The sequence below is a fragment of the Citrobacter sp. Cpo109 genome (assembly GCF_030332565.1).
GTDB classification, from domain to species: Bacteria; Pseudomonadota; Gammaproteobacteria; order Enterobacterales; family Enterobacteriaceae; genus Citrobacter; species Citrobacter portucalensis.
Genome location: NZ_JAOWHQ010000043.1, coordinates 1 through 14,247, shown reverse-complemented (window position 1 = coordinate 14,247; position 14,247 = coordinate 1). Strand labels below are relative to the sequence as shown.

The following is a 14,247-nucleotide window of genomic DNA, read 5'->3' as shown; positions in this document are numbered from 1 at the left end:
CATGTTTAACAAAATCTTAGTTGTCTGTGTGGGGAACATTTGTCGTTCCCCGACGGCAGAGCGCTTGTTAAGGCAATTTCATCCGGCGTTAACGGTCTCTTCTGCCGGTCTTGGGGCGTTGGTGGGGAAAGGCGCGGATCCGTGCGCCATTAGCGTGGCGCAGGCGCACAACTTGTCCCTGGATAATCATTGTGCCCGGCAGATCACGGGACGAATGTGCCGGGAGTATGACCTGATCCTGACCATGGAAAAGCGCCATATCTCTGCCCTGTGTGAAATGGTGCCGGAGATGCGCGGCAAAGTGATGCTTTTTGGGCACTGGGACAGCGAGCGCGAAATTCCCGATCCGTATCGTAAAAGCCGTGATTCGTTTGACGCGGTGTACGCATTACTTGAACGGTCTGCCCGCCAATGGGCTCAGGCACTGAACGCAGAGCAGGGAAAACAATGACAGAAAAAGTAAAACAGTCTGCTGCGCCGGTAACGGGCAATGATGAAATCGATATTGGTCGTCTGGTCGCAACGGTGGTGGAAGCCCGCTGGTGGGTTCTTGGCATTACCACGGCTTTTGCATTGTGTGCCGCGGTCTACACGTTGTTCGCCACACCCATCTACAGTGCGGACGCGCTGGTGCAAATTGAGCAAAATACCGGAAATTCACTGGTGCAGGATATTGGCTCGGCGTTGTCGAACAAACCTCCGGCCTCGGAAGCGGAAATTCAGCTCATCCAGTCGCGTTTGGTATTAGGAAAAACGGTAGACGATCTTAACCTCGATATCGCCGTTACCAAAGATACATTCCCTATTTTTGGCGCGGGCTGGGACCGGCTGATGGGGCGTCAGAACGAAACGGTTAATGTGACCACCTTCACGCAGCCAAAGGCAATGAATGAACAGACCTTCACACTCAATGTGCTGAATGACACAAGCTATCAACTGGCGAGTGACGGGGGTTTTAGCGCCCGGGGGCAAGTCGGCAAGGTGTTGGAACATGATGGCGTGACGATGCTGGTTGAGGCGATTCATGCCAGCCCGGAGAGCCAATTTACCGTCAGCAAATTCTCCACGCTGGGCATGATAAACACCCTGCAAAATAACCTGACGGTGACGGAAACGGGCAAAGACACCGGCGTATTGAGCCTGACCTTTACCGGCGAAGACCGCGAGCAAATCCGCCAGATCCTCGACAGTATTACCCGCAACTATCTGCAACAAAATGTGGAACGTAAATCCGAAGAGGCCGCCAAAAGCCTGGCGTTTCTGGCAAAGCAACTGCCTGAGGTGCGTAATCGGCTGGACGTTGCTGAAAACAAGCTGAACGCCTTTCGCCAGGATAAAGACTCCGTGGATTTGCCGCTGGAAGCCAAAGCGGTGCTGGATTCGATGGTGAATATCGATGCGCAGTTGAATGAACTGACCTTCAAAGAAGCGGAGATTTCCAAGCTGTTCACCAAAGCGCATCCGGCGTACCGCACGCTGCTGGAAAAACGCCAGGCGCTGGAAGATGAGAAAAGTAAGCTGAACGGGCGCGTAACGGCGATGCCGAAAACGCAGCAGGAAATTGTTCGTCTGACGCGTGATGTGGAGTCCGGTCAGCAGGTCTATATGCAGTTGCTGAACAAGCAACAGGAACTGAAGATTACCGAGGCCAGTACGGTTGGCGATGTGCGCATTGTCGATCCCGCGATTGCCCAGCCTGGCGTGCTGAAGCCGAAAACGGCGCTGATTATTCTCGGCAGTATCATTCTCGGTTTGATGCTTTCCGTGGTGGGCGTACTGCTGCGTTCTCTGTTTAATCGCGGTATTGAAAGCCCGCAGGCACTGGAAGAGCATGGTATCAGCGTGTATGCCAGTATTCCTCTGTCTGAATGGCAAAAAGCACGTGATAACGTTCAGACCATTAAAGGTGTGAAACGCTACAAGCAAAGCCAGCTGTTGGCCGTGGGTAATCCAACCGATCTCGCCATAGAAGCGGTCCGTAGCCTGCGTACCAGCCTGCACTTTGCCATGATGCAGGCGCGTAACAACGTATTGATGCTGACCGGCGTCAGCCCGTCGATTGGCAAAACGTTTGTCTGCGCCAACCTGGCGGCAGTCATCAGCCAGACCAATAAACGCGTGCTGTTGATCGACTGCGATATGCGCAAAGGCTATACCCACGAACTGCTGGGTACCAATAATGTCAACGGCCTGTCTGAGATCCTGATTGGCAAGGGGGATATCTCATCCAGCGCCAAACCGACATCGATTCCGCATTTTGATCTGATCCCTCGCGGTCAAATCCCTCCCAATCCTTCCGAGCTGCTGATGAGCGAGCGTTTCGGCGAACTGATTGCCTGGGCCAGCTCGCACTATGACCTGGTGCTGATTGACACTCCACCAATTCTGGCGGTGACCGATGCGGCGATTGTTGGCCGTCATGTCGGCACCACGCTGATGGTGGCGCGTTATGCGGTCAACACGCTGAAAGAGGTGGAAACCAGCCTGAGTCGCTTCGAGCAAAATGGCATTCAGGTTAAAGGGGTGATCCTCAACTCGATCTTCCGTCGTGCCAGCGGGTATCAGGATTACGGCTACTACGAATACGAATACACGTCGGATGCGAAATAAATCACCAACCCTGCCGGATGCGGCAAAAACGCCTTATCCGGCCTACAAAAGCGTATCTATCCGGAAACGAAAATGACGACAGAAAACCCGCTAATTTCAATTTATATGCCAACCTGGAACCGCCAGCAGCTGGCCATTCGGGCGATTAAATCGGTGTTGCGCCAGGACTACCCTCACTGGGAGATGATCATTGTGGATGATTGCTCTTCCTCATATGAGCAGTTGCAGCAGTTTGTTGAGGAACTCAACGATCCGCGCGTGTCGTATACACATAATTCCACCAACTCCGGGGCCTGTGCGGTGCGTAATCAGGCCATTATGCAGGCCAACGGGCAATACATTACGGGGATTGATGATGATGATGAATGGACGCCGAACCGCCTGAGCGTGTTCCTGCAGTATCGGCATCAACTGGTCACACGGGCGTTTCTGTATGCCAATGACTATGTCTGTGAGGGCGAAGTGTATTCGCAGCCGACCAGTCTGCCGCTCTATCCGAAGTCCGTTTATTCACGCCGCAGGTTTTATAAGCGCAACATCATTGGTAATCAGGTATTTACCTGGGCATGGCGGTTTAAAGCATGCCTGTTCGATACCACGCTGAAAGCGGCGCAGGATTACGACATCTTCCTGCGCATGGTGGTGGCGTATGGCAAACCGTGGAAGGTCAAAGAGGCGACGCAGATCCTGCATGTGAATCACGGCGAGATGCGTATTACCTCATCGCCGAATAAATTCTCCGGCTACTTTCAGTTTTACCGCAAGCACAAAGGCAAATTTGACCGGGCCAGCAAGAAATATCAGTTGTTTACCCTCTATCAGATCCGCAACAAACGGATGAACTGGCGCACGCTGCTGACGCTGCTTTCTGTTCGCAACAGTAAGCGTCTGGCCGACGGACTGCGAGGACGCTAATTATGCTGGAAGATTTACGCGCGAACGGTTGGAGTCTGCGCCCCTGCTGCATGGTGGCGGCCTATCGGATTGCCCATTTTTGCTCCGTCTGGCGTAAAAAAAATATCATAAACAACCTGTGGGCCGCCCCGGTGCTGGTGATGTACCGCCTTATCACCGAATGCCTGTTTGGCTATGAAATTCAGGCTGCTGCATCAATCGGTCGTCGTTTCACCATCCATCATGGCTATGGGGTGGTTATCAATAAACACGTGGTGGCGGGGGATGATTTTACCCTACGCCACGGCGTCACCATCGGCAATATTGGTGCCAACGACCCATCCTGTCCGGTCATCGGTAACGGCGTTGAGTTGGGGGCCAATGTCACTCTGCTCGGCGACGTTGCTATTGGCGATAACGTGACGATTGGCGCCGGGAGCGTTGTGGTGGATAGCGTCCCGGACAATACGCTGGTCGTGGGTGAGAAGGCACGGGTGAAGGTAATAAAATGAAGATATTACAGTTTAATGTCCGACTCGCAGAAGGTGGGGCGGCAGGTGTGGCGTTAGATTTGCATCTGAGGTCGCTGGAAAAAGGGCTGTCGTCGCGGTTTGTCTATGGCTATGGCAAAGGCGGTAAAAAAAGCGCCAGTCATGCGAATTTCCCGCAGGTTATCAAATATACGCCGCGCCTGACGTCGGCGGCGAACATTGCGCTGTTTCGTTTCGCGAACCGCGACATGTTTGGCAATCTCAACAAGTTATACCGTGAAGTTACCCGCACCTGCGGCCCGCTGGTACTGCATTTTCATGTGTTGCACAGCTACTGGTTGAACCTGGAAGAGGTGGTCTCTTTTTGCCAAAAAGTGAAGGCGCATAAACCGGATATCACTTTCGTCTGGACGCTGCACGATCACTGGAGCGTGACCGGGCGCTGTGCCTTTACTGATGGCTGCGAAGGCTGGAAAACGGGCTGCCAGAAATGCCCAACGCTCAGCAATTATCCGCCGGTAAAAGTCGATAAAGCCCATCAGCAGTTGCCCGGTAAGCGGCAGATGTTCCGTGCCATGCTGGCGCTGGGTTGCCAGTTTATCTCGCCCAGTCAACATGTGGCCGAGGCATTCAACAGCCTGTATGGCGTGGGACGCTGCCGTATTATCAATAATGGCATTGATGTGGCAACTGAAGCCATTCTTGGCGAACTACCCGCGATGCCTGCGGAGAGCGGTCGGCCGAAAATTGCCGTGGTGGCTCATGACCTACGCTATGACGGCAAAACCAGTCAACAACTGGTGCGAGCGATTGCCGCACTTGGGGACAAAATTGAGCTGCATACCTTCGGCAAATTTTCGCCATTTGCGGGAGATAACGTCATCAACCACGGTTTTGAGAGCGATAAGCGCACGTTGATGAGTGCGCTTAACCAGATGGATGGACTGGTGTTCAGCTCCCGTGTCGATAACTACCCGCTGATTCTGTGCGAAGCACTTTCCATCGGCGTACCGGTAATTGCCACACACAGCGATGCCGCGCAGGAAGTGCTGGCTAAATCAGGCGGCAAAACGTTCAGCGAAGCGGACGTATTGCAGCTGGTGCAGCTGAAAAAATCAGACATTGCGCAGGCGGTATTTGACACGTCCCTTACCGCGTTCAGCCAGCGCAGTCGGGTGGCATACAGTGGGCAACAGATGCTGGAGGAATATGTCTCGTTCTATCAGAATCTGTAGCTATCTGGTGCTACCGCTGCTTTATCTGCTGGTTAACGTCAAACTTGCCCAGCTTGGCGAGAGCTTCCCGATAACCATCGTCACGTTCTTGCCCGTTCTGCTGTTGCTGTTTGTCGAGCGCATCAATATCAAAAAATTAATGATCGCACTGGGCGTGGGGGGCGGGCTGACGGCGTTTAACTACCTGTTCGGTCAATCACTGGATGCCAGCAAGTACGTAACGTCAGCGATGCTGTTTGTTTATACCGTGGTGATTATTGGCATGGTGTGGAGTATTCGCTTCAAAACCATTTCACCGCATAACTATATTAAGATTTTGCGTTTTTTCTGGCTGGTGGTGGGGCTGGTGGTGGGGTTAGCTGCGGTTGAAATGGCACAGATAATTCTCAGCGGCGGCAGCAGTTTAATGGAAGTTATTTCGAAATATCTTATTTACAGTAACAGCTATGTTCTGAACTTTATTAAGTTTGGTGGGAAACGTACCACCGCACTCTATTTCGAACCGGCATTCTTCGCTCTGGCGTTAATCTCAATTTGGCTCAGTATCAAACAGTTTGGTATCAAAACACCTAAGTCCGATGCTATGATTCTGGCAGGGATAATATTATCAGGATCTTTTTCAGGGGTAATGACGTTTATTTTGTTTTATCTCCTGGAGTGGGCATTCCAGTACCTGAATAAGGATGCGATAAAAAAGAAGCTACCGCTGGCGATAATCTCATTAAGCGTGTTTTTAGTTGGGGTGATATTTGCTTTTCCGTACATCGCAACGCGGCTTGGTGATTTAGGAACTGAAGGTTCGTCATCGTATTATCGTATCGTAGGACCATTGGTGATGGTCGGTTATTCATTACTGAATGTTGATGGCGTAGTGAGATTTGGCTCACTTTATGAATACGTCGCGTCATTCGGAATTTTTAACGGTGCAGATGTCGGTAAAACAATAGACAATGGTTTGTATCTGCTGATTATTTATTTTTCATGGTTCGCGGTGATATTAGCCCTATGGTACATGGGGAAGGTCATGAAAATGATGATCAATGCGTTTGGCGATAATCAGAATTATCGGGTGCAGCTTTATCTTTTTACACCGTTGTCCCTGTTTTTTACAGGTTCAGTATTTAGTCCGGAATACGCATTTTTAATTGTATGTCCGTTTATATTGCGCAAGGCGCTGAATATCGCGAGGTAACTCACATGCTGCTCAGTATCATTACCGTCGCCTTTCGCAATCTGGAAGGGATCGTCAAAACTCACGCATCGCTGGCACATCTGGCGCAAGCGGGTGATATCAGTTTTGAGTGGATTGTTGTTGATGGCGGCTCCCCGGATGGTACGTCGGCGTTTCTTGAAGGGCTCAGTGGGGAACACCGGTTAAGGTTTGTCAGCGAGCCGGATAACGGCATCTATGATGCGATGAACAAAGGCATCGCGATGGCGCGCGGGCGGTTCGCGCTGTTCCTCAACTCCGGGGATATTCTGCATGCGGATGCGGCACATTTTATCCGCCAGTTAAAAACGCAGAGCGACCAAACCATGGTCATTGGCGATGCGTTGCTGGATTTCGGCAATGGCAACAAAATTAAGCGCCGGGCAAAACCAGGTTGGTATATTTATCACAGCCTGCCCGCCAGCCATCAGGCGATATTCTTTCCGCTCTCAGGACTGAATGTCTGGCATTATGATTTGCAATATAAAATATCGTCTGATTACGCGTTGGCAGCCCAATTATACAAGTCCGGTTACGCTTTTAAAAAGCTGTGCGGGTTGGTATCGGAGTTTTCCATGGGCGGAGTGTCAACGACGAATAATCTGGAATTGTGTCGGGATGCCAAAAAAGTACAGCGCCAGATATTACACATGCCAGGTTTTTGGACCGGATTGTCAGAATATTTACGTCTGCGCACAACTGGTAAAACTAAAACCTTATATGGGAAAACGTAAGGGCATAGTATGCAAGATTTAAGCGGATTTGAAGTGCCTGGAGGTTTTCGCGGCGGTGGCGCTATTAAAGTGCAATTATGGTGGGCGGTGCAAGCAACATTATTTCGCTGGTCTCCACAGGTCATGTATCGCTGGCGTGCATTTTTATTACGAATGTTTGGCGCAAAAATAGGAAAAAACGTAGTCATTCGGCCTTCAGTAAGAATTACTTATCCGTGGAAATTAACCCTGGGAGATTATGCCTGGGTGGGTGACGACGCGGTTTTATATACGTTAGGTGATATTACGATTGGCGCCCACGCGGTTATTTCGCAAAAAAGTTATTTATGCACCGGGAGTCATGATTATGCCAGTCAACATTTTGATATTAACGCCACGCCGATTGTGGTTGGCGCTAAATGCTGGTTGGCGACAGATGTCTTTGTCGCGCCTGGCGTGACGATTGGCGATGGCACCGTCGTTGGAGCACGAAGCAGCGTATTTAAATCGCTGCCAGCAAATGTCATTTGTCGGGGAAATCCCGCAGTAGTCACGCGCGAACGCGTCGAGAAAGTTACTCCCTGAGGGGATCACTGAAGAGGTTATAACATGTCAAAAGTCGCTCTCATTACTGGCGTAACCGGGCAGGATGGTTCTTACCTGGCAGAGCTTCTGCTGGAAAAAGGGTATGAAGTACACGGTATTAAGCGTCGCGCTTCATCATTCAACACCGAACGTGTGGACCACATCTACCAGGATCCGCATTCAGGCAATCCCAAATTTCATCTGCACTATGGCGATTTGACCGACTCCTCCAACCTGACCCGTATTTTACAGGAAGTCCAACCGGATGAAGTCTATAACCTGGGCGCCATGAGCCATGTCGCGGTGTCGTTTGATTCACCGGAATACACCGCAGACGTTGATGCGATCGGCACCTTGCGTTTACTGGAGGCGATCCGCTTCCTTGGTCTGGAGAAAAAGACCCGTTTTTATCAGGCGTCCACCTCTGAGCTGTACGGTCTGGTACAGGAAATCCCGCAGAAAGAGAGCACGCCGTTCTATCCGCGCTCGCCGTATGCCGTTGCCAAGCTGTACGCCTACTGGATAACCGTCAACTACCGCGAGTCTTACGGGATGTATGCCTGTAACGGCATTTTGTTTAACCACGAGTCTCCGCGCCGCGGCGAAACCTTTGTTACTCGCAAAATTACCCGGGCGATCGCCAACATCGCTCAGGGGCTGGAGTCTTGCTTGTACCTGGGCAACATGGATTCACTGCGCGATTGGGGGCATGCCAAAGATTACGTCAGGATGCAGTGGATGATGCTGCAGCAGGATAAGCCGGAAGATTTCGTGATTGCCACCGGCGTGCAGTATTCCGTGCGCCAGTTTGTAGAAATGGCGGCCGCTCAGCTGGGGATTAAATTGCGCTTTGAAGGTGAGGGCGTGAATGAGAAAGGCATCGTGGTTTCTGTGACCGGACACGATGCGCCGGGGGTGAAACCCGGGGATGTCATGATTGCCGTTGATCCGCGCTACTTCCGTCCGGCTGAGGTGGAAACGCTGCTGGGCGATCCGGCCAAAGCCCATGAAAAACTGGGCTGGAAACCGGAAATCACACTGCGCCAGATGATCTCGGAAATGGTTGCCAACGATCTTGATGCGGCGAAGAAACATTCCCTGCTCAAGTCGCACGGTTACGAGGTCGCTATCGCGCTGGAGTACTAAGGATGAAGACACAACGTATTTTTGTTGCGGGCCATCACGGGATGGTGGGGGCCGCCATCGTCAGACAATTGTCGCAGCGAAATAACGTAGAGCTGGTGCTGCGTACCCGCGACCAGCTTAATCTGCTGGACGCCGGTGCGGTGCAGGCGTTCTTCGCCACTGAACACATTGATCAGGTTTATCTGGCGGCGGCAAAAGTAGGGGGGATTGTGGCAAACAATACTTATCCTGCTGATTTTATTTATGAAAACATGATGATTGAGAGCAACATTATTCATGCAGCTCATCTGCATAACGTGAATAAACTGTTGTTTCTCGGGTCATCCTGTATTTATCCCAAGCAAGCCACCCAGCCAATCGCTGAAAGTGAACTGTTGCAGGGGACTCTTGAACCGACCAATGAACCGTATGCGATTGCCAAAATTGCCGGTATCAAGCTGTGCGAATCGTATAACCGGCAGTATGGCCGTGATTATCGCTCGGTGATGCCGACCAATCTGTACGGACCGCATGACAACTTTCATCCGAGTAATTCGCATGTGATCCCGGCTCTGCTGCGCCGCTTTCATGAGGCTCGCGAGCAAAATACGCCGGATGTGGTGGTGTGGGGAAGCGGGACGCCAATGCGTGAATTTCTGCATGTCGACGATATGGCGGCGGCCAGTATCCACGTGATGGAGCTGGCTCAGGAAGTGTTGCAGGAATATACCCAACCAATGCTGTCGCATATCAACGTGGGCACTGGCGTGGACTGCACCATCCGTGAACTGGCCCAGACCATCGCGCAGGTTGTGGGTTACAAGGGGCGCGTGGTGTTTGACGCCAGCAAACCGGACGGCACGCCGCGCAAATTGCTCGACGTTACGCGTCTGCATCAGTTGGGCTGGTATCACGAGATATCTCTGGAAGCGGGGCTTGCCAGTACATATCAGTGGTTCCTTGAAAACCAGCAGCGTTACCGGGGGTAAGCATGTTTTTACGTCATGAGGATTTTGCCACCGTTGTACGTTCAACTCCGCTGATTTCCATCGATTTGATCGTGGAAAACGCCCACGGCGAATTTCTGCTTGGCAAGCGCCTCAATCGTCCGGCGCAGGGGTACTGGTTCGTGCCCGGCGGTCGGGTGCAAAAAGATGAACCGCTGCGCGCGGCCTTTGAGCGGCTGACTGGCGCTGAGCTGGGGTTACGTTTACCGCTGTCCGCTGCAGAGTTTTACGGGGTCTGGCAGCACTTCTATGACGACAACTTTTCCGGGGAAGATTTCTCAACGCATTACATCGTGCTGGGATTTCGTCTGCGGGTGTCGGAAAACGACCTGCAGCTGCCTGACGTTCAACATGACGCGTACCGCTGGCTGGCAATTGAAGAGATTCTGACCAGTGACCACGTGCACGACAACAGCCGGGCTTACTTCTGTGAGAAGAGTCAGGCCGGAGTACCCGGGCTATGAAGATCCTTGTGTATGGCATCAACTATTCGCCGGAGTTGACCGGTATCGGTAAATACACCGGTGAAATGGTGGAGTGGATGGCGCAACAGGGGCATGACGTACGGGTGATCACTGCGCCGCCTTATTATCCGCAGTGGAAGGTCAACGGTCGCTATTCATCCTGGCGCTATCGTCGTGAAGAGGGCGATGCCATCGTCTGGCGTTGTCCGCTGTATGTGCCTGAGCAGCCTTCTACGCTCAAGCGTGTGCTGCATCTAGGCAGTTTCGCTCTGAGCAGTTTCTTTCCGCTGCTGGCGCAGCGTCGCTGGAAGCCGGATCGCATCATTGGGGTAGTGCCGACGCTGTTTTGTACGCCGGGCATGCGCCTGCTGGCGAAGCTGTCCGGGGCGCGCACGCTGCTGCATATTCAGGATTACGAAGTCGATGCCATGCTGGGGCTTGGCATGGCGGGCAAAGGCAAGCGTGGCGCGGTGGCAAAACTGGCCAGCGCCTTTGAGCGCAGTGGGCTGTTGAATATGGATCATATTTCGACCATTTCTCGCTCAATGATGAATAAAGCGCAGGAGAAGGGCGTTGATGCACAGAAGGTCATTTTCTTTCCGAACTGGTCAGAAGTAACACGTTTTCGTGACGTGAACGATGCCGATGCTCTGGCGTTGCGCCAGCAACTGGGCTTGCCTGATGATAAAAAAATCATTCTCTACTCAGGCAATATCGGTGAAAAGCAAGGGCTGGAGAGTGTGATCGACGCAGCGGCCCTGTTGAGCGAACAGCCCTGGCTGTTTGTGATTGTCGGGCAGGGCGGGGGGAAAGCGCGGCTGGAGAGTATGTCTAGTGAACGCGGCCTGAACAATGTGATGTTCTTTCCGCTGCAATCTTATGACGCGCTACCTGCGCTGCTCAAGATGGCGGACTGCCATCTGGTGGTACAAAAGCGCGGTGCGGCGGATGCCGTATTGCCCTCCAAACTGACCAATATCCTCGCCGTTGGCGGTAACGCGGTGATTACCGCCGAACCGGAGACCGAGTTGGGTCAGCTGTGTGACGCTCACCCAGGCATCGCGGTGTGTGTCGAACCTGAATCAATGAATGCGCTGGTTGGCGGGATTCAACAGGCGCTAACCATGCCAAAAGTGAACACGGTGGCACGTGAGTATGCCGAACGCACGTTGGATAAAGAAAACGTGCTGAGCCAATTTATTGCAGATATTCGGGGTACATGATGAGTCAAACCAAACTCTTTCCGGTGGTGATGGCCGGTGGCTCGGGTAGCCGTTTATGGCCTCTGTCCCGCGTGTTGTATCCAAAGCAGTTCCTGTGCCTGAAAGGCGACCTCACCATGCTGCAGACAACGATTTGTCGTCTGAACGGCGTGGAGTGCGAAAGCCCGGTGGTTATCTGTAATGAACAACACCGTTTCATTGTGGCGGAACAGCTACGACAACTGCACAAGCTGACTGAGAATATTATTCTCGAACCCGCCGGGCGCAATACGGCACCGGCGATAGCACTGGCCGCGCTGGCGGCAAAACGTCAAAGTCCGGGGGAAGATCCGCTGCTGTTGGTATTGGCGGCCGATCACATGATTGCCGACGAGGAGGCATTTCGCGAGGCGGTTCGCAATGCAATGCCCTACGCCAGCGCGGGTAAGCTGGTGACGTTTGGCATCGTGCCGGACCAGCCGGAGACCGGCTATGGTTATATACGTCGCGGCGAGGTTTCGCCATCCAATACTGACGCCGTGGCTTTTCAGGTGGCGCAGTTTGTTGAAAAGCCCAATCTGGAAACCGCGCAGGCTTACGTGGCGAGCGGCGACTACTACTGGAACAGCGGCATGTTTCTGTTCCGGGCCGGGCGCTATCTGGAAGAACTGAAAAAATATCGCCCCGACATTCTTGAGGCCTGCGAAAACGCCATGAGTACGGTTGACCCCGATCTTGATTTTATCCGCGTTGATGAACAGGCGTTTCTCGCCTGCCCGGAAGAGTCTGTGGACTATGCGGTAATGGAACGTACGGCCGATGCGGTGGTTATGCCCATGAACGCAGGCTGGAGCGATGTTGGCTCCTGGTCATCATTGTGGGAAATCAGCGCCCATACCGCTGAAGGCAATGTGCATCATGGTGACGTCATTAGCCATAAAACGGAAAACAGCTACGTGTATGCCGAGTCTGGCCTGGTGACGACCGTCGGGGTGAAGGATCTGGTGGTGGTGCAGACCAAAGATGCGGTGCTGATAGCCGATCGCAACGCGGTGCAGGACGTCAAAAAAGTGGTGGAGCAAATTAAAGCTGACGGACGCCATGAACACCATATTCACCGTGAAGTTTATCGTCCATGGGGCAAGTACGACTCTATTGATGCCGGAGACCGTTACCAGGTGAAGCGGATTACCGTTAAACCCGGTGAGGGATTGTCCGTGCAGATGCATCATCACCGGGCTGAACACTGGGTTGTGGTGGCTGGTACCGCGAAGGTGACAATCAATAACGACATTAAACTGCTCGCTGAAAACGAGTCTGTCTATATTCCGCTGGGGGCGACCCATTGTTTGGAGAACCCGGGGAAAATCCCGCTCGATCTGATTGAAGTGCGCTCCGGATCTTACCTCGATGAGGATGATGTGGTGCGGTTTGCGGACAGATACGGGCGCGCTTAACACAACATCATCGTTGCCGGATGGCGGCGTGTACGCCTTATCCGGCCTACAAACGAACGGTTAGTCATTTTTTGAAAAATATCTCCAGTCAGGAGAGGGCTAACTGTTGCCTGAAGAAGGGTAAATCATGACGAAATTAACCTGTTTCAAAGCCTACGATATTCGCGGCAGGCTGGGCGAAGAGCTGAATGAAGATATTGCGTGGCGTATTGGCCGCGCTTATGGCGAGTACCTGAAGCCAAAAACGATTGCCCTTGGCGGCGATGTGCGCCTGACCAGTGAGACGCTGAAGCTGGCGCTGGCGAAAGGACTGCAGGATGCAGGCGTGGATGTGCTGGATATTGGCATGTCGGGTACCGAAGAGATTTATTTTGCCACTTTCCACCTGGGCATTGACGGCGGTATTGAAGTGACCGCCAGCCATAATCCGATGGATTACAATGGCATGAAGCTGGTGCGGGAAGGGGCTCGGCCCATCAGCGGTGATACCGGTCTGCGCGACGTGCAGCGCCTGGCGGAAGCCAATGACTTCCCGGCGGTTGATGAGACAAAACGTGGCCGCTACCAGCGCATTACTACCCGTGATGCCTACATTGACCACCTGCTGGGTTACATCAATCCAGCCAACCTGAAACCGATGAAGCTGGTGCTCAATTCCGGCAACGGCGCGGCAGGTCCGGTGGTTGACGCCATTGAAGCCCGTTTTAAGGCGCTGGGCGTGCCGGTCGAGTTCATCAAAATTCACAACATGCCGGATGGCAACTTCCCCAACGGTATTCCCAATCCTCTGCTGCCGGAATGCCGGGCCGACACGCGCAATGCGGTGATTGAACACGGCGCGGATATGGGGATTGCCTTCGACGGTGATTTTGACCGCTGCTTCCTGTTCGATGAAAAAGGTCAGTTCATTGAAGGCTACTACATTGTCGGCCTGCTGGCGGAAGCGTTTCTGGAGAAGAATCCGGGGGCGAAAATTATCCACGACCCACGCCTGTCCTGGAACACCGTGGATGTGGTGACGGCGGCAGGCGGTAAACCGGTGATGTCTAAAACCGGGCACGCGTTTATCAAAGAGCGGATGCGCCGTGAAGATGCCATTTATGGCGGTGAAATGAGTGCGCACCACTATTTCCGCGATTTTGCCTATTGCGACAGCGGAATGATCCCGTGGCTGCTGGTGGCGGAGCTGCTGTGTCTGAAAGGGCAGTCGCTGGGCGAACTGGTTCGTGACCGGATGGTGGCCTACCCGGCGAG

14 protein-coding genes are annotated in these 14,247 nt (G+C 52.9%); all 14 read left to right on the top strand.

The genetic code is table 11. The features are described 5' to 3' along the window. Position 1: 1 nt before the first annotated feature. The gene (wzb, locus tag OGY71_RS03785) at positions 2–451 is read left to right on the top strand and encodes a low molecular weight protein-tyrosine-phosphatase Wzb (RefSeq protein ID WP_003834265.1); all 450 of its coding nucleotides are present in this window, start codon (positions 2–4) and stop codon (positions 449–451) included. After that, positions 448–2,610, top strand: a complete 2,163-nt coding sequence (gene wzc / locus OGY71_RS03780) for a tyrosine-protein kinase Wzc (protein WP_286612879.1) — start codon at positions 448–450, stop codon at positions 2,608–2,610. Before wzb ends, wzc begins: the two co-directional genes overlap by 4 nt. Positions 2,611–2,682: 72 nt before the next feature. Next, positions 2,683–3,525 carry a colanic acid biosynthesis glycosyltransferase WcaA gene (gene wcaA, locus OGY71_RS03775; protein ID WP_000206145.1) on the top strand — a complete coding sequence of 281 codons (843 nt, stop codon included), beginning with the start codon at positions 2,683–2,685 and terminating at the stop codon, positions 3,523–3,525. 2 nt (positions 3,526–3,527) lie between these two features. Next, entirely contained in the window at positions 3,528–4,016 is a 489-nt protein-coding gene (wcaB, locus tag OGY71_RS03770) for a colanic acid biosynthesis acetyltransferase WcaB (RefSeq protein ID WP_193134197.1), read from the top strand. Next, positions 4,013–5,230, top strand: a complete 1,218-nt coding sequence (wcaC, locus tag OGY71_RS03765) for a colanic acid biosynthesis glycosyltransferase WcaC (RefSeq protein ID WP_286612877.1) — start codon at positions 4,013–4,015, stop codon at positions 5,228–5,230. Before wcaB ends, wcaC begins: the two co-directional genes overlap by 4 nt. Beyond that, complete coding sequence (gene wcaD, locus OGY71_RS03760) at positions 5,205–6,422, top strand: colanic acid polymerase WcaD (RefSeq protein ID WP_020996654.1); 1,218 nt, start codon at positions 5,205–5,207, stop codon at positions 6,420–6,422. The genes wcaC and wcaD overlap by 26 nt, the downstream gene beginning before the upstream one ends. A 5-nt stretch (positions 6,423–6,427) precedes the next feature. Then, on the top strand, positions 6,428–7,174 hold the full coding sequence (gene wcaE / locus OGY71_RS03755; protein ID WP_286612875.1) for a colanic acid biosynthesis glycosyltransferase WcaE: 747 nt from the start codon (positions 6,428–6,430) through the stop codon (positions 7,172–7,174). Between the two features lie 9 nt (positions 7,175–7,183). Then, a complete protein-coding gene (gene wcaF / locus OGY71_RS03750; RefSeq protein ID WP_003834258.1) occupies positions 7,184–7,738 on the top strand; it encodes a colanic acid biosynthesis acetyltransferase WcaF in 555 nt (184 codons plus the stop codon). Positions 7,739–7,762: 24 nt separating this feature from the next. Then, on the top strand, positions 7,763–8,884 hold the full coding sequence (gene gmd, locus OGY71_RS03745; RefSeq protein ID WP_003036748.1) for a GDP-mannose 4,6-dehydratase: 1,122 nt from the start codon (positions 7,763–7,765) through the stop codon (positions 8,882–8,884). Between the two features lie 2 nt (positions 8,885–8,886). After that, entirely contained in the window at positions 8,887–9,852 is a 966-nt protein-coding gene (gene fcl / locus OGY71_RS03740; RefSeq protein WP_003834257.1) for a GDP-L-fucose synthase, read from the top strand. Between the two features lie 2 nt (positions 9,853–9,854). Continuing rightward, positions 9,855–10,334, top strand: coding sequence for a GDP-mannose mannosyl hydrolase (locus tag OGY71_RS03735; RefSeq protein ID WP_003834256.1), 480 nt, complete (start codon positions 9,855–9,857; stop codon positions 10,332–10,334). Beyond that, positions 10,331–11,557, top strand: a complete 1,227-nt coding sequence (wcaI, locus tag OGY71_RS03730; protein WP_003834255.1) for a colanic acid biosynthesis fucosyltransferase WcaI — start codon at positions 10,331–10,333, stop codon at positions 11,555–11,557. The genes OGY71_RS03735 and wcaI overlap by 4 nt, the downstream gene beginning before the upstream one ends. Next, the gene (cpsB, locus tag OGY71_RS03725) at positions 11,557–12,993 is read left to right on the top strand and encodes a mannose-1-phosphate guanyltransferase (protein WP_240389231.1); all 1,437 of its coding nucleotides are present in this window, start codon (positions 11,557–11,559) and stop codon (positions 12,991–12,993) included. The genes wcaI and cpsB overlap by 1 nt, the downstream gene beginning before the upstream one ends. Before the next feature lie 127 nt (positions 12,994–13,120). After that, on the top strand, positions 13,121–14,247 hold a 1,127-nt coding region (gene cpsG, locus OGY71_RS03720), incomplete at its 3' end, for a colanic acid biosynthesis phosphomannomutase CpsG (protein WP_286612873.1).